Origin of the sequence: Pseudomonas tolaasii NCPPB 2192 (assembly GCF_002813445.1) — a bacterium.
Taxonomy (GTDB): Bacteria; Pseudomonadota; Gammaproteobacteria; order Pseudomonadales; family Pseudomonadaceae; genus Aquipseudomonas; species Aquipseudomonas tolaasii.
In genome coordinates this window covers 3417202-3438234 of record NZ_PHHD01000001.1, presented here as the reverse complement: position 1 = coordinate 3438234, position 21033 = coordinate 3417202, and the positions used below count along the sequence as shown (strand labels likewise).

The 21033-nt window shown below is 57.0% G+C and carries 16 protein-coding genes; 4 read left to right on the top strand and 12 right to left on the bottom strand.

Annotation, left to right across the window (positions count from 1 at the left end; translation table 11 throughout):
* Nucleotides 1-229: 229 nt before the first annotated feature.
* Both hrpA and aceK read right to left on the bottom strand, forming a co-directional pair.
* A complete protein-coding gene (gene hrpA / locus ATI14_RS15970) occupies nucleotides 230-4141 on the bottom strand; it encodes an ATP-dependent RNA helicase HrpA (RefSeq protein ID WP_031320237.1) in 3912 nt (1303 codons plus the stop codon).
* Between the two features lie 219 nt (nucleotides 4142-4360).
* On the bottom strand, nucleotides 4361-6070 hold the full coding sequence (gene aceK, locus ATI14_RS15965) for a bifunctional isocitrate dehydrogenase kinase/phosphatase (protein ID WP_080520118.1): 1710 nt from the start codon (nucleotides 6068-6070) through the stop codon (nucleotides 4361-4363).
* Nucleotides 6071-6459: 389 nt separating this feature from the next.
* Here aceK and ATI14_RS15960 point away from each other — a divergent pair, with 389 nt between their 5' ends.
* Together ATI14_RS15960 and ATI14_RS15955 are read left to right on the top strand one after the other, a co-directional pair.
* Entirely contained in the window at nucleotides 6460-8085 is a 1626-nt protein-coding gene (locus ATI14_RS15960) for a methyl-accepting chemotaxis protein (RefSeq protein WP_080520119.1), read from the top strand.
* A gap of 64 nt (nucleotides 8086-8149) precedes the next feature.
* The gene (locus ATI14_RS15955) at nucleotides 8150-9046 is read left to right on the top strand and encodes a DMT family transporter (protein ID WP_016973327.1); all 897 of its coding nucleotides are present in this window, start codon (nucleotides 8150-8152) and stop codon (nucleotides 9044-9046) included.
* 64 nt (nucleotides 9047-9110) lie between these two features.
* On the opposite strand, the gene rfbC is transcribed toward ATI14_RS15955, so the two are convergent.
* From rfbC to rfbD, 3 genes are all read right to left on the bottom strand, one after another.
* Nucleotides 9111-9656: a dTDP-4-dehydrorhamnose 3,5-epimerase gene (gene rfbC / locus ATI14_RS15950; protein WP_016973326.1), complete on the bottom strand. Its 546-nt coding sequence runs from the start codon at nucleotides 9654-9656 to the stop codon at nucleotides 9111-9113.
* Nucleotides 9657-9758: 102 nt separating this feature from the next.
* Complete coding sequence (rfbA, locus tag ATI14_RS15945) at nucleotides 9759-10649, bottom strand: glucose-1-phosphate thymidylyltransferase RfbA (RefSeq protein ID WP_016973325.1); 891 nt, start codon at nucleotides 10647-10649, stop codon at nucleotides 9759-9761.
* The gene (rfbD, locus tag ATI14_RS15940; protein ID WP_256345982.1) at nucleotides 10646-11629 is read right to left on the bottom strand and encodes a dTDP-4-dehydrorhamnose reductase; all 984 of its coding nucleotides are present in this window, start codon (nucleotides 11627-11629) and stop codon (nucleotides 10646-10648) included. Before rfbD ends, rfbA begins: the two co-directional genes overlap by 4 nt.
* 685 nt (nucleotides 11630-12314) lie before the next feature.
* Here rfbD and cysD point away from each other — a divergent pair.
* The gene (cysD, locus tag ATI14_RS15935; protein ID WP_231124431.1) at nucleotides 12315-13211 is read left to right on the top strand and encodes a sulfate adenylyltransferase subunit CysD; all 897 of its coding nucleotides are present in this window, start codon (nucleotides 12315-12317) and stop codon (nucleotides 13209-13211) included.
* A complete protein-coding gene (gene cysN / locus ATI14_RS15930; protein ID WP_016973322.1) occupies nucleotides 13211-15094 on the top strand; it encodes a sulfate adenylyltransferase subunit CysN in 1884 nt (627 codons plus the stop codon). The genes cysD and cysN overlap by 1 nt, the downstream gene beginning before the upstream one ends.
* Before the next feature lie 127 nt (nucleotides 15095-15221).
* On the opposite strand, the gene ATI14_RS15925 is transcribed toward cysN, so the two are convergent.
* The 7 genes from ATI14_RS15925 to ATI14_RS15895 all read right to left on the bottom strand — a co-directional run bounded on the left by ATI14_RS15925 (nucleotide 15222) and on the right by ATI14_RS15895 (nucleotide 21031).
* Entirely contained in the window at nucleotides 15222-15668 is a 447-nt protein-coding gene (locus ATI14_RS15925) for a hypothetical protein (RefSeq protein ID WP_016973321.1), read from the bottom strand.
* Nucleotides 15669-15692: 24 nt separating this feature from the next.
* Nucleotides 15693-16763, bottom strand: coding sequence for a glycosyltransferase (locus tag ATI14_RS15920; protein ID WP_016973320.1), 1071 nt, complete (start codon nucleotides 16761-16763; stop codon nucleotides 15693-15695).
* Nucleotides 16763-17719: a glycosyltransferase gene (locus ATI14_RS15915; protein WP_016973319.1), complete on the bottom strand. Its 957-nt coding sequence runs from the start codon at nucleotides 17717-17719 to the stop codon at nucleotides 16763-16765. The genes ATI14_RS15920 and ATI14_RS15915 overlap by 1 nt, the downstream gene beginning before the upstream one ends.
* Complete coding sequence (locus tag ATI14_RS15910) at nucleotides 17720-18181, bottom strand: MaoC family dehydratase (protein WP_016973318.1); 462 nt, start codon at nucleotides 18179-18181, stop codon at nucleotides 17720-17722.
* A complete protein-coding gene (locus ATI14_RS15905) occupies nucleotides 18178-18849 on the bottom strand; it encodes an acetyltransferase (RefSeq protein ID WP_016973317.1) in 672 nt (223 codons plus the stop codon). Before ATI14_RS15905 ends, ATI14_RS15910 begins: the two co-directional genes overlap by 4 nt.
* Nucleotides 18850-18873: 24 nt before the next feature.
* Nucleotides 18874-19800 carry an acyltransferase family protein gene (locus ATI14_RS15900; RefSeq protein ID WP_218166446.1) on the bottom strand — a complete coding sequence of 309 codons (927 nt, stop codon included), beginning with the start codon at nucleotides 19798-19800 and terminating at the stop codon, nucleotides 18874-18876.
* A gap of 148 nt (nucleotides 19801-19948) precedes the next feature.
* The gene (locus ATI14_RS15895) at nucleotides 19949-21031 is read right to left on the bottom strand and encodes a DegT/DnrJ/EryC1/StrS family aminotransferase (RefSeq protein ID WP_080520120.1); all 1083 of its coding nucleotides are present in this window, start codon (nucleotides 21029-21031) and stop codon (nucleotides 19949-19951) included.
* Nucleotides 21032-21033 lie beyond the last annotated feature (2 nt).

The following is a 21033-nucleotide window of genomic DNA, read 5'->3' as shown; positions in this document are numbered from 1 at the left end:
AGCATTGCGCGACGATCCCGGCATTTATGACCGGGAAGTTTGCCACAACCCCACGGATTTGGCGCCATCCACCGGAAAAACCCCGAGTACGCCTTCGGGAGCTGGCTTGTGTGGGAGCTGGCTTGCCTTCGATATCATCACTGCGTCCTGCTGACATACCGAGGTGTCTGCATCGCAGGCAACCAGCTCCCACATTTGACCTGAGCAACTTTCAAAACCGGGAACGGCCTCAAGCCTCCACCAAACTCCACTGCTTGCTCAAACGCTTGTCGGAAATCGGCACCTTGGTGCCCAGCTGCTGGGCAAACAACGACACCCGGTATTCCTCCAGCCACCAGCGGTAAAGCTCCAGTTGAGGGTCGCGCTTGCCTTCCTGGGCATGTTTTTTCAGGCGGTTTTCGTATTGCGTCCACAAGCCCGCCAACTCACCACTCCACACGCGGTCCTTTTGCACCTGACTCGGCAGCTTTTCCAGGCGCAGTTCGATGGCCTTCAGGAACCGCGGCAATTCCTTGAACCATTGCGACGGGGTTTCCCGCACAAAGCCCGGGTACACCAGATTGCTCAATTGTTGCTTGATGTCGTTCAGGGCCACGGCCTGGGCCAGGTCGATCTTGCCCTTGAAGCGCTTTTGCAGGCCATGCCACAGCTTCAACACCTCCAGCGTGTGGCGCGCCAGGCGTTCAGCATGCTCGGTCCAACTGCCACGCTTGCGTTCAGCCAGCGCCGCCAGGCCGGCGCCATCGCGAGGCAAACTCGCTTCGCCTTCCAGCACGCAGGTGTCGAGGCTCGCCAGCAGAATGTCTTCCACCAAGGCGTCGACGCGCCCCAGTTCGCGGTACATCAGGCCCAATTCGGTCAGGCCGGGTAGCTTGCCGCGCAGGAATTTGGCCGGTTCGGCCAATTGCTGCATCAACAAACGCTGCAATGCGCGGCGGTGCTGGAACTCGGCTTCGGCGGCGGTGGAGAAACGCCCCTCCTTGACCGTGCCGTTGTCTTCGACCAGCGCCGGATACACCGTCATCGACAGCCCGGCAATCTTCTGCTGGGTCTTCTCGGCCACCGCCGCAAATACCTTGGCTTCCACCGGCTGCTGGCTTTTCGCGGTTTGCGGCACGGCCAACGCGGCCTGGCTGGCCTCGGCAAAGCGTGCGGTCAACTCGGCGAGGTCGCGGCCTTCTCCGAGGAACTTGCCCTGGCCGTCGACCACTTCCAGGTTCATCTTCAGGTGGTTCTCTACCTGCTGCGCCGCCTCGGCCCACGCCTCATCGCTGACGCGCGCGCCGGTCATGCGCAGCAATTCGCGCCCCAGCGCCTGAGGCAGCGAACCCTGGCCGAATTCGATCCGTTGCAGCGCAGCCTTGACGAAATCCGGCACCGGCACGAAGTTCTTGCGCAGCGCCTTCGGCAAGTTGCGCACCAGCGCAATGCATTTGGCTTCAATCACCCCCGGCACCAGCCACTCCAGGCGCTCCGGCGGCAAGGCCGGCAGCAGCGGCGCCGGCACGCGCAGAGTCACGCCGTCGCGCGGGTGGTTGGGCTCGAAGTGATAACTCAGGGCCAGCTCCAGGTCGCCCAGGTGCAGGGCGTCCGGGTAATGCAGCGCGGTGACTTCACTGGCCTCGCGGGCCAGCACGTCTTCTTCGCGCATGATCAGCAATTGCGGGTTTTTCTGGCTGTTGACCTTGTACCAGCTGTCGAACGTCGCGGTCTGGTGAATCTCCGCGGGTAAACGCGCGTCGTAGAAGGCGTACAGGGTTTCTTCGTCGGCCAGAATGTCGCGGCGGCGCGCCTTGGCTTCCAGCTCGTCCAGCTGCTCCAGCAATTGCTGGTTGGCCGTCAGGCACTTGGCCCGCGACTGAATCTCGCCGCGCACCAGCCCCTCGCGGATAAACAGCTCGCGCGACACCACCGGGTCAATCGGCCCGTAATGCACCGGGCGACGCCCGACCACAATCAGCCCAAACAGGGTGATTTGCTCAAACGCCACGACCTGGCCGCGCTTCTTCTCCCAATGCGGTTCGAAGTGATTTTTCTTGATCAAATGCCCGGCCAGGGGCTCGATCCAGTCGGCGTCTATTTTGGCGACCATGCGCGCATACAGCTTGGTGGTTTCCACCAGTTCGGCGGTCATCAGCCATTGCGGGCGTTTTTTGCCGATGCCCGACGAAGGGTGAATCCAGAAACGCCGCTGACGCGCCCCCAGGTAGTCACCGTCTTCGGTCTTCTGGCCGATCTGGCTGAGCAGGCCGGACAGCACCGCTTTGTGCAGCTTCGGATAATCCGCCGGGTCTTTGTTGATCGTCAGCTGCAGGTCGCGGCAAATCAGGCTGAGCTGGCGATGGGAATCGCGCCACTCGCGCAACCGCAGGTAGTTCAGGAAGTTCTTGCGGCACCAGTTGCGCAACGGGCTGGCGGTCAGTTCCTGACGCTGTTCTTCAAAGCCGCGCCACAGGTTCACCAGCCCGGCGAAGTCCGAATCCGCGTCTTTCCACTGTGCGTGGGCCTGGTCGGCGGCTTGCTGGCGCTCCGGCGGGCGCTCGCGCGGGTCCTGGATCGACATGGCACTGGCGACGATCAGCACCTCCTGCAAACTGCCGAGTTTGGCCGCTTCCAGCAACATGCGGCCCATGCGCGGGTCCACCGGCAGACGCGCCAACTGACGGCCCAACGGCGTGAGCTGGCTGTTGCGATCCACCGCCGAGAGTTCTTGCAGCAGGTTGAAACCGTCGCTGATGGCCTTGCCGTCCGGCGGCTCGATAAACGGGAAATCGGTGATCTCGCCGAGGCGCAGGTGCAGCATTTGCAGGATCACGGCCGCGAGGTTGGTGCGCAGGATCTCCGGGTCGGTAAATTCCGGACGCCCGATGAAATCCTCTTCGCTGTACAAGCGGATGCAGATGCCCGGCTCGACCCGGCCGCAGCGGCCTTTGCGCTGGTTCGCACTGGCCTGGGAAATCGCCTCGATCGGCAGGCGCTGCACCTTGGCGCGGTAGCTGTAGCGGCTGATGCGCGCGGTGCCACTGTCGATCACATAGCGAATGCCCGGCACGGTCAGCGAGGTTTCGGCGACATTGGTCGCCAGCACCACGCGACGGCCCGGGTGAGACTGGAAAATGCGCTGCTGCTCGGCCGGCGACAGGCGCGCGTACAGCGGCAGGATTTCGGTGTGTTTGAGCTGGGCTTTGCGCAGCATGTCGGCGGCGTCGCGAATCTCGCGCTCGCCCGGCAGAAACACCAGCACATCGCCGGGGCTGCGCCGTTCGCTGCGCTCGTAGGCGGCGATTTCATCGAGGGCGGCGAGGATCGCCTGGTCAACCGTCAAGTCATCTTCGACGCGGTTGCCCTCTTCGTCCTGTTCCAGGGTCAGCGGGCGGTACCAGGTATCGACCGGGAAGGTGCGGCCCGACACCTCGACAATCGGCGCGTCATCAAAATGCTTGGAAAAGCGCTCAAGATCGATGGTCGCCGAGGTGATGATGACTTTCAGGTCGGGGCGGCGCGGCAGCAGGGTTTTCAGGTAGCCCAGCAGAAAGTCGATGTTCAGGCTGCGCTCGTGGGCTTCGTCGACGATGATCGTGTCGTAGCGTTCGAGGTAGCGGTCGTTCTGGGTTTCGGCGAGCAGAATGCCGTCGGTCATCAATTTGATCAGGGTGTTGGAATCACTCTGATCTTCGAAACGCACCTGATAGCCGACCAGCGCGCCCAATGGCGTCGCCAGTTCTTCGGCAACCCGGCTGGCCACGCTGCGCGCAGCAATCCGGCGCGGCTGGGTGTGGCCGATCAGGCCGAACTGGCCGCGGCCGATTTCCAGGCAGATCTTCGGCAACTGGGTGGTTTTACCCGAACCGGTTTCACCGGCGATGATCAGCACCTGATGTTTGTTCAGCGCGGCTTTGATCTCGTCGCGCTTGGCGGCAATCGGCAGGCTGTCGTCATAACGAATCACCGGCAGGCTGGCGCGCCGCGCCGTGACCTGGGCGCAGGACGCCTGCATGCGCGCCACCCACTGCGCCAGCTTTTCCTCGTCGGGCTTTTTACGCAGCTCAAGCAACTGCCGCCGCAAGCGGTGGCGGTCGGCGAGCATGGCGTGGTCGAGGGTTTTGAGCAGTTGGTCGATAGTGGGCGCTTGGTCAGTCATCAGGTACTTGACGGTCATCTATATAGGCACGGCCGCCAAGTGTGGCAGAAAAGCGCCTCATCTGGCAGACGGCTGAGCGGCATCACGGATAAACCCAATCAAAGGTGGGAGCGGGCTTGCCCGCGATTACGTTCTGTCAGCAACACATCTACCGCCTGATACACCGCTATCGCGGGCAAGGCCGCTCCCACGCAAACCCGTCCCACAGGGGGATAGGTGTTACAGAGGGTCTTTGCGCCGGTACGGGAACACATCGATCACCTTGCCGGCGCGAATGGCTTCCTGCAGGCCTTTCCAGTAGTCGGCGTTGTACAGCTCGCCATGCAGCTCATCAAACAGCTTGCGCTGGCTGGCATCGGCGAACAGAAACGGCGGAAACTCTTCCGGAAACACGTCGTGCGGGCCGATGGAATACCAGGGTTCGGAGGCCATTTCATCCTCGGGCGTGCGTGGCGCGGGGATGTGGCGAAAGTTGGCCTCGGTGAGAAAGCAGATTTCGTCGTAGTCATAGAACACCACGCGACCATGGCGGGTGACGCCGAAGTTTTTCAGCAGCATGTCACCGGGAAAGATATTCGCCGCCGCCAGTTGCTTGATGGCCAGGCCGTAGTCTTCCAGCGCTTCGCGTATCTGCGCGGGGTTGGCATTGTCGAGGTAGAGGTTGAGCGGGGTCATGCGCCGTTCGGTCCAGCAGTGGCGAATCAGCACGGTGTCGCCTTCAACTTCGACGGTGCCGGCGGCGACTTCCAGCAATTCGGCCAGGCATTCGGGCTCGAACTTGCTCAGGGGAAAACGGAAATCGGCGAACTCCTGAGTGTCGGCCATGCGCCCTACCCGATCGACGCTTTTAACCAGCCGGTACTTTTCGATCACCGTGGCACGGTTGACGTTTTTCGACGGCGAGAAACGATCCTTGATGATCTTGAACACGGTGTTGAAGCCCGGCAGCGTGAACACGCTCATGACCATGCCGCGCACGCCGGGCGCCATGATGAAGCGGTCATCGGTGGTCGCCAGGTGATTGATCAGCGCGCGATAGAACTCTGACTTGCCGTGTTTGTAAAAGCCAATGGAGGTGTACAACTCGGCAATGTGTTTGCCCGGCAGGATGCGCTTGAGAAAGCCGATGAACTCGGCGGGCACCGGTACGTCCACCATGAAGTAGGAGCGGGTGAACGAGAAGATGATCGACACTTCGGCTTCGTCGGTAATCAGCGCGTCGATCTGAATGCCCCGCCCTTCGCGGTGCAGCAGCGGAATCACCAACGGCCATTGTTCGTCGCGGGTATAGAGGCGCCCGACCAGGTACGCGCCCTTGTTGCGGTAAAGCACCGAGGAAAACAGCTCGACGGTGAGATCCGGGTCTTTGCACACCCAGTCCGGCAGGTTTTCCCGCAGTTGTGCTTCGAGGCGGCGCAGGTCGGCGGGCAAATCGGCGTAGGGCTCGTTGAAACTGTAGTCGGCGAAGATCTGCGCGAGCATCTCGGTGATCTTGCCTGCCGGTGCGTACAGGCGGGTTTGCGCCGCCCGCGCGCGGCGCAGGCTGGGCCGGGTGGTGTGGATGAACATGCAGCCGTCGCTGATCAGGTCATGGCTGAACAGGCTGCAGAAAATCGAGTTGTACCAGGTCTCGGACAGCTCATCGTCGAAGCGCAGGTCGATCAAGCCGATATAAGCGCTTTTGACCACGGGCCACGCCTCGACATCCAGCAGGGTTTTCGCCTCAAAACCGCCACGCAGGCGCGCCGTCACTTCGGCGACTTTTTCTTCATACAAATTGATACGCGCCGCCGAGGCCGCTTGCCCGATTTGCCACTGCGCCTTCTCGAAACGTTCGCGGGCGCCAATGGTGATCCGGCGGAAATGCTCACGGTAATCGTCGAAGCCATCGAGGATCATCCGGGCGATGGCGAGGGCGGATTGCGGCATGCGAAAAACCTCGAACGGGTATCTGGAAGTCCTGAGCTTAGCCAGTGATCGCGGGCAGGAGAAGGAAGAATTTTCCAGCGACGTTGTACCTGCAAACCAACTTTGTACATTTATTTTCACTGCCCATAACTCGACCGACTGGTCAGGAAATGCACCAAAAAGTCGCACACTTAATCAGCACAGGCCTGAAACCCCGTGGCTTTGCGCTGGCAGTGTGAAAAGTCGGGCCCGCCGCGCTTTCACAACCTTTGTAGCCGCTTCGATACGGCGTAAGGGAAACCCTAGTTACCAGATTAATGGCACTTTGCTATATAGCGCGCCCTCTCCCACCCTAACAAGGTCTGAAGACCGATCCGGGAACAGGTTCTACCCGCCTAAGGAGCATTGAGATGTCATTGAGGAATGTGAGGATCGGTCTGCGCGCCAGCCTGAGTTTTGGGGTGTTGGCGAGCATGCTGGTGATTGTCGGCATGTTTGGCCTGGGGCAGATGGCCAAGCTGCGCGAAAGTGCATTGGTGATCGAAGAATCGTGGATGCCGAGCATCGAAAATATCCACGATGCGGCTGCCTGTATCGCAGCCATTCGTCTGGAATCCTTGCGTCTGGCGACCACCGACGAATCGCGCGTACGCGACACCAGCAAAAGCCTGATCACCCGTCAGCGCAGCGAACTGCAAACCCTGCTTGAACACCATGAAGAACTGCTGAGCGGCGACGAAGAGCGCGTGATGTTCAAACAGCTCAAGGCCGACGTGAACACCTACGTCACCATCGTCGCCCAGATGGTCGACCTGGTGGACAAAGACCAGCAGCAAGACGCCATCGACCTGCTCACCAGCCGCCTGGCCCCCCAGGGCACCGTGCTCAACAAAAGCCTGGAGGACATGATCAGCTTCAACCAGCAAGGCGTACAGAATGCGGCTGACTCGGCGGCGCAAATGTATTCCAGCGCCCAGTGGGTGGTCGGCCTGATCATCCTGTGTGCCCTGGTGGCCACCTTGCTGCTGGCCTGGCTGCTGACCCGCAGCATCACCGCACCGATCGCCCAGGCCTTGACCGTGGCGCGCACCATCGCCGCCGGCGACCTGAGCCAGCCGGTCGTGGTCACAGGCCATGACGAGCCGGCGCAACTGCTGACCGCACTGGCGACCATGCAGCAACAGTTGCGATCCACCATTCATGGCATCAGCGAATCCACCCAGCAGCTGGCTTCGGCCGCCGAGGAAATGAGCTCGGTGATGGAACAGAGCACCCGTGGCCTGCAGGCGCAGAACGATGAAATCGAACAAGCCGCCACCGCCGTCAACGAGATGAGTGCGGCAGTGGATGAAGTGGCGGGTAATGCGGTGTCCAGCGCCGAGGCCTCCAAGGCTTCCGATGAAGACAGCAAGCACGGCCACTATCAGATCAGCGAAACCATCAGCTCGATCCAGAACCTGGTGGACGAGGTACTCGGGGCGTCCAACAAGGCCGAAGGCCTGGCGGTACAGGCCCAGGACATCAGCAAGGTGCTGGAAGTGATTCGCGGCATCGCCGGGCAAACCAACTTGCTGGCCCTGAACGCCGCCATCGAAGCCGCCCGTGCAGGCGAAGCCGGGCGCGGGTTCGCGGTGGTGGCCGATGAGGTGCGTTCCCTGGCGCAACGAACCCAGGACTCCACCGAAGAAATCGAGCAGATGATCACCGGCATCCAGCAAGGCACGCAGGATACGGTCGGCGCCCTCAACAGCAGCGCCGAGCACGCCGGGCAGACCTTGCAGCGGGCCAACAGCGCGGGCAGCGCCCTGGAAAAAATCACCGCCGCCATCTCACAGATCAGCCAGCGCAACCTGGTGATCGCCAGCGCTGCCGAGCAACAGGCGCTGGTGGCCCGAGAAGTGGACCGCAGCCTGGTGAACATCCGCGACCTGTCCACGCAGACCGCCGCCGGCGCGACCCAGACCTCGGCCGCCAGCCAGGAACTGTCACGCCTGGCCGTGGACCTCAACGCGATGGTCACGCGGTTTGTTTTGTAATTAGTCATTGTGCCGGACAGGCCAGTGGGCAAAAATCGCCGCCTTATTTACAGAGGCGCGCGCCGTGAGACCTGTCGACACCTTGTACTTGCTGGGGCTCGCTGCCATTTGGGGCGCGAGCTTCCTGTTCATGCGCATCATCGCGCCGGAAATCGGTACGGTGCCCACCGCGTTTTTTCGTGTGTCGATTGCCGCCGCCGGTTTGTTGGTAATCCTTACGCTGATGCGCGTGAACTGGGACTTCCAGGGCAAATTCAAGACCGTGCTGCTGCTGGGCGTGATCAACTCCGGCATTCCCGCGACCCTGTATTCCGTAGCGGCCCAAGTGCTGCCGGCGGGTTACTCGGCCATCTTCAACGCCACCACGCCCTTGATGGGGGTGTTGATCGGCGGGCTGTTTTTCAGCGAGCGCCTCACGCCGTCAAAAATTGCCGGGGTATGCCTGGGCCTGTTCGGCGTGGGCGTGCTGACCCGCGCCGGGCCGGTGGCGTTTGATCTGGAATTGCTGACGGGCGCCCTCGCCTGCCTGTTGGCGACGACTTGCTATGGCTTCGCCGGCTTCCTGGCGCGGCGCTGGCTGGATCAACGCGGTGGCCTCGACAGCCGCCTTGCAGCCCTGGGCAGCATGCTCGGCGCCACCCTCTTCCTGCTGCCGATTTTCGCCTACAACGCCATCAGCCATCCGCCTGCAAGCTGGGGCGGCTGGCAGGTGTGGTCTTCGCTTTTGGGATTGGGGCTGGTGTGTACGGCATTTGCGTACATCCTGTACTTCCGCTTGCTGACGTCGATCGGGCCCGTCAAGTCGATGACCGTGACGTTCATGATTCCGCCGTTCGGGGTGTTGTGGGGCGCCTTGCTGCTGGATGAGCCGTTTTCGATGGCACACGTGTATGGCGGGGTGTTGATCGGGGGGGCGTTGTGGCTGGTGTTGCGCGCGGGAAAAGTGGCCAGGACCGCGTAGAGGCAGGCGTGCCCTGCCACTCGATGGTTAAACGCGCACGCCGCCGACGGGCCCGGCCCGATGGTTACGGGAAGACTTGCGCGTCCACAAAACGCACGGCATTTGCGTCTTTGGCGGAGAGCACCGGCGCGCCGGGCAGCGGCCAATCGATAGCCAGGTCAACGTCATTCCACACAAGGCTGCGCTCATGTTCGGGTGCCCAGTAATCGGTGGTTTTGTAGAGAAACTCGGCACTTTCCGAAAGCACTACAAAACCATGGGCAAACCCTTCAGGGATCCATAGCTGGGCCCGATTGCTCTCGCTGAGATACGCCCCCGTCCACTTGCCAAATGTCGGCGAGCTTTTGCGCAAATCCACCGCGACGTCAAAGACTTCACCCTGTGTCACCCGCACCAGCTTTCCTTGAGTTTGCTGAATCTGGTAGTGCAGGCCACGAAGAACCCCTTTCGCAGATTTCGAGTGGTTGTCCTGCACGAAATCAACGGACCTTCCGACAGCACTCTCAAACACTTTCTGATTGAAGCTTTCGTAAAAAAAACCTCGTTCATCTCCGAAAACTTTTGGCTCAAACAAAATAACGTCCGGAATGGCAAGTGAGGTGGTTTTCATCTTTACAACATCTCCAACGTGTTGCCAGGTTCGGCGCTCAAGCGCTGCTGGCAAATAGTGATCAAGGCAACGATTGCAAACGTCATGCGCCAGCCTGCCCCGTCAATAGATTTTCTGATGCAGCAATCGCATCAGGTACTGACCGTACCCACTCTTGGACAGCGGGGCAGCCAGCCTCTCCAGCTGCTGGGCATCAATCCATTTCTGACGAAACGCAATCTCTTCAGGGCAGGCTACTTTGAGTCCCTGACGATGCTCAAGGGTGGCGATGAAGCTGCTGGCATCCAGCAGCGAATCATGAGTGCCGGTGTCGAGCCACGCGTAGCCACGCCCCATGATTTCTACCGAGAGTTTGCCCCGCTCCATATAGAGGCGGTTGATGTCGGTGATCTCCAGCTCACCCCGCGCAGAGGGCTTGATGCCCTTCGCGATTTCGACCACATCCTGGTCGTAAAAATAAAGGCCGGTTACCGCGTAGCTTGACTTGGGTTTGAGCGGCTTCTCTTCCAGGCTGATCGCGTTGCCATGCCGATCAAAATCCACCACGCCGTAACGCTCGGGATCATTGACGTGGTAAGCGAAAACGGTAGCGCCATCCTTACGAAGCATCGCGCTCCGGAGCAGCTCGATAAAATCATGACCGTGATAGAGGTTGTCACCCAATACCAGGGCTGACAGGTCGTTGCCGATAAATTCTTTACCAATAATGAACGCCTGGGCCAGGCCATCCGGAGACGCCTGTACGGCGTAGGTAATATTCAACCCCCAATGGCTGCCGTCCCCCAGCAGTTGCTCGAAACGCGGGGTGTCCTGGGGTGTGGAAATGATCAGGATGTCGCGGATGCCCGCCAGCATGAGCGTGGTCAGCGGATAGTAGATCATCGGTTTGTCATAAACCGGCAGCAACTGCTTGGATATCGCCAGGGTTGCAGGGTGCAGGCGTGTGCCGGAACCGCCGGCCAGGATTAGTCCTTTACGTTTCGGCCTGTTCATTTCTCGAGAACCTCCGTGAGCATCCGTGCCACGCCGTCTTGCCAGTCAGGCAGGCGCAACGAAAAGGCCTTCTGCAGCTTTTGCGTGTTGAGCCGTGAATTGCCGGGGCGCCTGGCCGGCGTCGGATAGGCCGATGTGGGGATTGCACCTACGGCCTGTGGAGCCACCTTGAGCTGTACACCTGCGGCCCGGGCGTGTTCAAGCACGAAGCAGGCATAGCGGTACCATGTTGTTTCACCCGCTGGCGCAAGGTGATAACACCCGCTCAGCTGTGGCTGCTGGCCCACGCTACGGATCGCGTGGGCAGTGACATCGGCCAACAGGTCGGCGCCGGTCGGAGCACCGAATTGGTCGTCAATCACGTTCAAACTGTCACGTTCACTGGCCAGTCGCAGCATGGTCTTGGCGAAGTTGTTGCCCCGCGCGGCGTAGACCCAACTGGTGCGAAAGATCAGATGCGCACATCCGGACGCCTCAATGGCCTGCTCGCCTTGTAGCTTGGACGCCCCGTATACGCTGAGCGGCCCGACAGAATCGCTTTCCTTCCACGGCGTATCGCCGGTGCCATCAAACACATAATCGGTGGAATAGTGCACCAGCAGCGCCCCTGTCTTCAGGGCTTCTGCAGCCAATATCGCGGGCGCTTGCGCATTGACGAGCAACGCTTGAGCGGGCTCGCTCTCGGCCTTGTCCACTGCAGTGTAAGCCGCTGCATTGACGATAACGTCGGGAGCAAACCGCCGTACGGTAGACGCCAGCCCCTGCAAGTCACTCAGGTCACCGCAGTAATCCGTGCTTTTGGAGCTCAACGCCAGCACCGTGCCCAAAGGGGCCAAACTGCGTTGGAGTTCCCAGCCGACCTGCCCATTTTTGCCTAGCAGTAGAATTTTCATGCCTGCGGTCTGCACCTGCGTCTCGAGATAACACGACAGTATAGAGCGGCAAAAAAGGAACGGAGGGTCAGCTTGGGCATCTGGCATTTGACGTTGCCGTACGACAAGGCCACCAACTTCAACGTCGCAATTTGCTAAAGATCAAAAAAACCAAAGCAAAATCACACAAACATACGTAAATTGCACTCATCGAATACAGCATTTGAATAGTGCGACAAGGATAAAGATGCCTGAGCCAGACTTTTTCGGATTGGACGCTCCCCGGGTATGGGATACGCATTCAGCATTCCAGCATCTGCACGCTCTGCATAAGGCAGACACCAAGCGCACGGCAGAACGACGCTTGCATGAGTTGGGCTTGCTGACTGGCGAGTTGACCGCATCGAACCTGAAAGACGAACTGGGCCGCTCGCCCACTCCATCCGTTCTGGCCTGGGATATCGAAAGAGCGCGCGCCAAACGCAGGTTGGTGATATTCGCGCAGTTATTCCGCACATCGAGCGTTCAAGACTTCCTGCACATCAACGATGCAAGAGGTGGACGTTACTGGCTGCCACTGGGAGCCGAGCCGTTGAGTGCTCAGGCGCTGGGTGAGGCCCTGCAACGCGTGCAAGCCCACATCGGCAAATACCTCGTCGTCTTCCCGAGCGGACGCCTGACCGGCATTTGCAGGCAGACCCGCGCGCCGGCCAACGTAGAGTTCGGGCTGCTGAGCTACCCACCCGTACTGAATGAAGACGCCTTGCGCGCGCCACACGTCAGCTCACGCCAGCTGCCGCCTCACCTCCAACAGCTGGAAGCGCAAAGCGTACACATCCTGCGCGAAGCCGTGGCCGAATCAGGGAACCCGGCAATGCTTTACTCCATGGGCAAAGACAGTGCGGTCATGCTCCACCTTGCGCGCAAAGCCTTTTATCCGTCAGCGCCCCCCTTCCCGTTGCTGCATGTCGACAGCCGCTGGAAATTTCAGGAAATGTATATGTTCCGGGACTTCATGGCGCGGGAAAGCGGCATGGATCTTCTCGTGCATACCAACCCCGAAGCGGTCAGCAAGAATATCAACCCCTTCGACCACGGCTCGGCGCTGCACACCGATTTGACCAAGACCGAGGGGTTGAAGCAGGCGCTCGACAAGTATCAGTTTGACCTCGTATTCGGCGGAGCCCGTCGCGATGAAGAGACGTCTCGCGCCAAGGAGCGGGTTTTTTCGTTTCGCAGCAAAAGTCATCAATGGGACCCGAAAAATCAGCGACCCGAAGTGTGGAATCTCTACAACACGCACAAGAATCCGGGTGAGGCCATTCGCGTATTTCCGTTGTCCAACTGGACAGAACTCGATATCTGGCAATACATCCACCTGGAAAACATCCCCTTGGTATCCCTGTATTTTGCAAAACAAAGACCTGTCGTTATCCGTAATGGCATTGCACTCATGGTGGACGACTCACGCATGAAACTGCTACCGGATGAAAAAATTGAAGCGCGCAATGTGCGCTTTCGAACGCTGGGCTGCTACCCGCTGACCGGCGCCGTGGAGTCGAACGCCCTCACCGCCGCCGATGTATTGCTGGAGCTTCTGGGGACCACCCACTCCGAGCGACAAGGCCGAGCGATAGACAATGACGGCCCCTCGAGTATGGAAAAGAAGAAAAAAGAGGGCTATTTCTGATGCCCCTCCAACCATCGGCTTGTATTCCAAGCCTCGACAATTATCTGGCTCAACAACAACACCAGGATCTGCTGCGCTTCATTACATGTGGAAGCGTGGACGACGGCAAAAGCACCCTGATAGGACGCCTCTTGTGGGAGGCGCAGCAACTGACGGACGAGCAATTGGCTGCGCTGCAAGTCGACTCGAAAAAACACGGCACACAGGGCAAGGAACTCGACTTTGCACTGCTCGTCGATGGCCTGTCGGCGGAGCGTGAGCAAGGCATCACCATTGATGTTGCCTACCGCTTTTTCTCCACGCTCAAACGCAAATTTATCGTCGCCGATACCCCGGGACACGAGCAGTACACGCGCAATATGATCACAGGCGCGTCAACTGCCGAGGTCGCGGTGATTTTGATCGACGCACGCCAGGGTGTGCTCACGCAAACACGCCGGCATGCCTATCTGGTGTCAGTGATGGGCATTCGCCAAGTGGTTCTGGCCGTCAACAAAATGGACCTGGCGGGTTTCGATGAGACTGTATTTCGCCAGATCACCGATGAGTTTCTCCAGTTCTCGCAACCCCTGGGTTTGGGCAAGGTCGTTCCCATCCCGGTGAGTGCGTTGAAGGGTGACAACATCACGCAACGCTCAACCAACACCCCCTGGTACAACGGCCCGACCCTGATAGGCTGCCTTGAAACACTGGAAATTCCGGCGCCTGAATCCAAGCGTCTGGTGTTCCCTGTGCAATGGGTGAATCACCCCGATGCCTCTTTCCGGGGATTCAGTGGCTCTATCGCCGAAGGCCAGGTGCAGGTTGGCGACGAAGTACGCAACAGCATTTCCGGGCAGGTCGCTGTGGTCACCGACATCATCGGCATGGCCGGTCCCGTGCAGTCAGCCAGTGACCCGCAGGCCATTACCCTGCAGTTGAACCAGGCAATCGACATCTCGCGCGGTGACATCCTGTCCCTGAGCCGCAACCCGCTGGAAGTCACCGACCAGTTTGAAGCCGTGCTGATCTGGATGAACGAAGACGCGGGTCTGAACGGCCGCAGTTACGAGATCAAACTGGCAACACAATCTGCGTCCGCTGCCATCACCAACATCAAATACCGGATCGACACCAACACCCTCGCCCATCAGGCCAGCAAGCATCTGTCACTGAACGACATCAGCGTCTGCACGCTTGCAACCAGCAAACCCTTGGTATTCGACACCTACCAAAACTCCAAAACCCTCGGCAGTTTCATTCTGGTCGATCGCATCACCCATGCCACGGTGGCAGCAGGAATGATCAACCACAGCCTGCGACGGGCGCAAAACGTCCACAGGCAAGCCCTCTCAATCACTCGGGAGGACCGTGAAAAGCTCAACGGCCACAAAGGCAAGGTGATCTGGTTTACCGGCTTGTCCGGATCAGGCAAATCGACGCTGGCCAATGCCCTCGAACTGGAACTGCACGCCAACGGCCACCGAACCTACATCCTTGACGGCGATAACGTGCGCCAGGGGCTCAACAGGGATTTGGGGTTCACTGACGCGGATCGTGTCGAAAATATTCGACGGATCGCCGAAGTGGCCAAACTGATGATGGATGCGGGACTGATTGTTTTAACCGCCTTCATTTCCCCGTTCAGAAGAGAGCGGCAAATGGCGAAGGAATTGATCGGGGAGGATCGGTTTATTGAGGTGTACGTGAGCACATCACTTGAAGTGTGCGAAGAACGGGATGTGAAGGGGCTTTATAAAAAAGCCAGGGCCGGGCAACTGCCTAACTTATCGGGGGTAGGCAGTCCATACGAACCTCCTGAGCAGGCCGATGTGGAAATTGATGCCGCACGCATGGAAGTCAACAGCGCCACATCACTGCTGGCAAGCATGATCAAGGTTTAAGAACGCCGGCGGGTAAAAGGAAACACTCCAATTCAATGGAATGTTTCCTTTTGGCATCAACCCTTGGCATAAAAAGAGTGAGGCCCCCTAGCTTGCAAACATACCGGCTGCGTCAACTCGACTCGCATCAGGCCTTGGGCGCGACAACCTTGAACTTGACCGGGCTCTTGCAGACATAACGACGGGGCCCGTCTTCCTGAATGACGTTAATGCCATAAACGCCTGGCTTCAACGCACTGATATTGATATTACCGCCGAAACCCGCCATTTCCAGATCAGGTTTGCCAAACACTTTGGCAACATCCGGTCGGGACGAACGAATAACAGGTGCGGTCAGCACAACGTCTTTACTCGAAGAAATGATTTCGATGGAAACGTTCTTCGGGATGCTTCCATCACTGACGTTATACGCCCAGCCCCACGGCTCGAACGGCTTGTTATTCACCACGTCGACGGTGTTGGTCGGACTGTCCACCGAGCAGTAATCATTCGCCGCCACTTTCAACGTCTTATCTGCATCGCAGCCCGCCAGCACACCCAGCAGTACAATGGCAGGTACATAGAGATAACGCATATAACCTCCTTATAAAATCGCTCTTCAAGATTTAAAAAATTTCTTGAACGCTTGACGCGCGCCCAATGTTTTCTCACCAATAACGGCTACCATTTTCGGGCGCAACACGTCAATTTCGCCCATCTGCGCCTGAAACCAGCGGTCGTCTATACTGTAATCACGTTGGAGAATACTGAAATGCGCCGGGCTATTCAAAAGCGCGTTCAGCTTCAATAACCCGATCATTTTGTAAGGTGCACCCAACCATTGATTGTGATTAAAGAACAATAACGCACTTTCAATATCGACATGTTCCTGAGTAGGAACATCCTTGCACACCAGAATATCTGAAAAGCCTTCAATCAGGACTTTTGCCGATACATTATCAAAGAACGATTCCGCGATCAGGTAATGCTCATTGATCGTGCGAATAGAATTGGTGGCCGTTTGGCTGCTCGCGTTTTCACCCGGCATAATTCGGAAATTAATCAATTCATGTTCAGAAACGTGAATATCATATTTCTTGACCACCTTGACCCACATATCAAAATCAGGCAGTTGACGCATACGATTGCTGTAAAGACCTACGTCGTCATAGCACGCCTTGCGAATAAGCATGGTTGGGTGGCAAATACAGTTACCCAAATCAAAAAACCGCCGAAGCCAAAGCCCCTGTGAGCGGTTGTCCTGATCAAATACAGAGCCCGTAGGGAAGGATGACTTGTCCATCGGGACATCATGCTTGTCTACAAAACGCGCCCGACCAAAGGTGGCACCAATAGTGGGGTACTCACGCAGTATTTTTACCTGATACGCCAACTTGTCATCGACCGACCAATGGTCATCCGAGTTGATCAGAGCAATAAATTCACCCGAGGAACGCTGTATGAGCTCGTTGGTAACAACGCAAGCGCCCCGGTTGACCGTGTTGGGGAAAAAAGTGATTCGCTCATCCTTGATGGACGCCACCACGTCACGCGTGGTGTCGCTGGAGCCATCATCGGAAACAAGCAGTTCAAAATCGACATCCCGTTGCGACAACACGCTTCTGATAGCCTGCTCCACAAAGGGGGCATGGTTATAGGTGGGCATGATCACAGAAACAGTAGGTTTCATCAGGAACTCCTTCTATAAAGCGCTTTTAACAGCGCACGTTTGAACCTGACGGGCATGACGGCACGAAGGAATCTCATGACGAACTGGGGGATGTAATCTATAAAACCTGGCAACGCGCGAACGACAGGCTGCACCACAGCTTCAACGGCGTGCTCAACCTGAGAGGACGCAATCACATGCCGCAGACGGCTGGCCAACACTTCGAACTCATAGTGAAACACGTGATTGGTGAGCGCATCATAGGCGGGAATCACTTCAAGCTGAATTTTCAGCTGATTAACGTGAGACGTTTGCGTCCAGACCCCTTTGGAATGCAGGCGATACACCGACATCGGTTCTTCGAGGAACCCGATAAGGTTGGACCTGGAGATGCAAATATTGACGATCCAGTCATAGGAGCGGATGTCGAAGAGCGCCGGCGGAAGGGCATCCAGGGCGCTTTTGCGATACAGGCAAGTCGAAAAGTTGCCCACGAGATTATCGGCGATCAGGTCACGTGCCCCGATCATTTTATAAGAAGTGCCGGCGGGAATTCTCGGCGTAAATTGCGAGCGATCTTCTTCGTAGACGAGGTAGTTCACCGAACACAGTGAACATTCCCAATGGTTTTCCAGAAACTCAATCTGACGCGCCAACTTCAGCGGGCTGCACCAGTAGTCATCACCTTCCAAAACCGCAATATACTCACCGGCGCACGCAGCAAAGCTTCGCTGGTAGTTTTTGGTAATGCCCAGGTTTCCGTTGAATTCCAGAAAATTGAAAACAAACCGGGCGTCCTTACCCTCATACTCCCTGATAATCGCAAGGGTGTTGTCGCTTGACCCATCGTCTGCGATTACGAGTTCAATTTTTTCATCCAGCACTTGCCTGAAAAGGCCATCCAGCGCTTCGCGAATATACTTCTCGTGGTTATAGGTCACCAACAGAACAGACAGTTTATAAGCAGCGTGTGTCATTTAATTATTCTCCAGCCGACGAGAGGCACGCGGAATATATATTTCCGCCTCGCCTTCGATCACAATCTTCCCTTTTACCGAGCACAACGTGTCGAAAGTGACGACTTTCTTTTCGACGTTGATGCCCGTGACACGCACTTCTGCAACAACCGTGTCGCCCAAATAAACCGGCTTCTTGAATCGCAGGTTTTGCGATAAATAAACACAACCTGGACCAGGCAGACGGGTGCCGAAAAGAGCAGAAAAAAATCCGGCAGAGAATAAACCGTGAGCAATACGCGCCTTGAAGCGCGACTTCTCGGCGTATTCGTCACTCATGTGCACGGGGTTGTTGTCACCCGAGAGCCCGGCATAGGCTTTCACGTCAGCGTCGGTGATCGTATGCGAGTAGAAAGCCTGCATACCCAACTCAACCTGATCGATAGGCATCCCGCCAAAATTGTGTCCGTTGATACCCGTCACTTTTTCAACCCTTCTCTCGTCAGTGGTCGCGCAGGATTGCCTATTACGGTAACGCCCGCTGGCACACTTTTAGTGACGACAGCTCCCATTCCGACAATCGCACCACGCCCGATGACCAGGGGCTTGCCCTGCTTGCCCTGGATAATGGAAGCACCGGTACCGATGTAGGCATGATCTTCGATTGTTACGTTCCCGTTGCACTTAGCAGAAGGCGCAAAGGTCACGTAATCTCCAATAATGCAGTCATGCGCAACATAGGCATACAAGTTGGCGTGGAAATGACGGCCGATTTTGGCATTGGACGTGATGGTCACAAACGGGGAGAGCACAGCCCCTTCCGCGATCTCATTACAATCAAGAATGACCACGTTCTGCGCCACAATGGAAAACGCGGCAGCGCCCGCCTCTTCGCAAATAGAACTGATTCGTTCGCGCGCCGACGACGCACCGATAGCGATGTTAAAAAACCTGTCGCCCGGAAAGTTCAGGAACGTTTCCAAAGAGACAACAGGGTAATCATTAATAAGGTCGTGCTCGACGTCGCCCTCCACCACAAAATAGAGCTTCGCAGCACCGGATGACAATGCGTCTTTCAATTGTGCACGGGCAAGAGGCATCACCTCTCGACCGTAACCACCCGCACCCACTATTCCGTAAACAGCCGTCATACGTTCCCTCCCCTAAAAACAATCTTAAACTTTAAAGCGCAGCACTCGTTTCTCCAGCAAATGCCAGGATGCCATTGCCAGCACGTGCGTCACCGCCAACGACGACACGAACAAAATCAGTGGCGGCGGTGAAAACAAAGCAATTAGAGACTGCTGGACAGGCCAGGCATAAATGTAGAGACCATAAGAGTAATCATTGCGCAAATTAAGAACCGGCTTCACATACAACGCCAGCCAGATCAGTGCAAACGACAATGCAAAGAGAAAGAGCAGCGTGTAGTAATCCATGACGGACATGCCCGGTCCGTATAGAAAGGGAATCTGCTCAAAAAACCAGGTCCCGATCGAACCGCCGGTATCAACGCACAAGACAATCAGCAGCACAAAAAAGACAGGGCCGGAAATACGCAGATTGAATTGCTGCTCATTGAGAGCAATAACACTGCCGGTAAAAAACAGCAGGATCATGGGCGAAATGACAGCACTGGCATCGTTACTGCCAGGAATCAGGCAATACAACCCCCACGCAACCACAACAATAGCGGTCAGGACATTTTTATTTAATGCGCCGAACCACCACAAAAAGCCACACAGGGCGTAGCAAAGTACCTCCCAGGACAAGGTCCACACGGGGCCATTGACAATATACTCAACCGGATTACCGATGAATTTATTGAAATACACGCCAATAAAGTGACTGAATATCAGCGCCACGATCAGCGCGGGCGCAATTCGCAGGGTGCGATTCAGAGCAAACCCATACAAACTTGCCGAGCGAAGGCAACTGAGCGTGATCAAATAGCCGCTTAATGCAAAAAAGCATTTCACCGCCAGCGTGCCGAACCCATAACGGAATACGCCAGCCTCAGGCAGCCCCAGCAACCCAAAGGAATGCGAATAGATCACCAGGGCCGCCAGCACGTACCTCAGTAAGTGAAAGTTGTTCCCCATTTTAGCCGGCTTGCCATCCGGCAAGATTTCAACATGTTTTATCATAATGCCCCACTGTGTCCGTTCTGCCCGCAGATACTATTCTTTTATATTTTTTATTTACGCCAAGGGGTGAATCTCTTCACCCCTTGGCGAGCCGACGCGCGGCTTATTGCTCTATCGCCTTCTTCAACAACACGCATACCATGTCAACTTCCTCAGTCGACAGTGAGTGGTACAGCGGCAGGCAAATGATACGGCGAGAAATATCTTCAGCAATCGGCGAAGACTGGCCCTCAACGTAATGCAACTCAGACAGCGATGGATAAAAATAACGACGCGGGTAGATACTATGAAGGTTCAAATACTCAATAACCGCCAGCACGACCGCTTCACTTTCCATTATGACCGGAAAGTAGGCGTGGTTATAAACGGTGTTTTCGGCTATCTTCTGATACTTGAAGCCGCAGCCTTTCAAGTTCAGCAAGTAGCGTTGCGACAGCAGCTTGCGCTGTTCCAGAATGCTATCCACATATTTCAGATTGCACAGGCCCATCGCGGCATGGACTTCGGAGTTTTTACCGTTGATACCAATTTCGCCAAACTCGGTTGCCGACGAGTGGCCGAAGTTACGCATCATCGCCAAACGTTTGATCACGTGGGCGTCATTCGCGACGACAGCGCCCCCTTCAATGGTGTGAAAGAGTTTTGTCGCATGGAAACTGCACGTCGCAATATCACCATAGGCGAGCAATGAGCGCTCTTTGTAGGTCGTGCCAAACGCATGGACGGCATCGTAAATCACGTGCAGATTATGTTTTTTTGCAATCGCCTCGATGGCATCGACATCGCAAGGGTTACCAAATACATGCGTTGCCAGAATGGCTGACGTCTCGGCCGTGATGGCGGCCTCGATTTTGGCAGGGTCGATATTCAGGCTGTCCGGGCAAATATCAACCATCACCGGTGAGCAGTGCTCCCAGACGATGCTTGAGGTCGTCGCCACATAACTAAAAGGTGTCGTGATAATTTCACCCTTTAAGTCCAGGGCGCGAATCGCGATTTGCAAAGCGACAGTACCGTTACTCAGGAACAACAACTTTTCGACACCGAGGTTCTTTTTCAGCTCAATTTCAAGCTCATTAACCAAAGGTCCGTTATTGGTTAGCCACTCTCGCGCCCAAATCCCGGAAAGGTAGTTTTGGAATTCTGCAAAGGGCGGAATGAATGGTTTTGTCACGGTGATGTTCATAA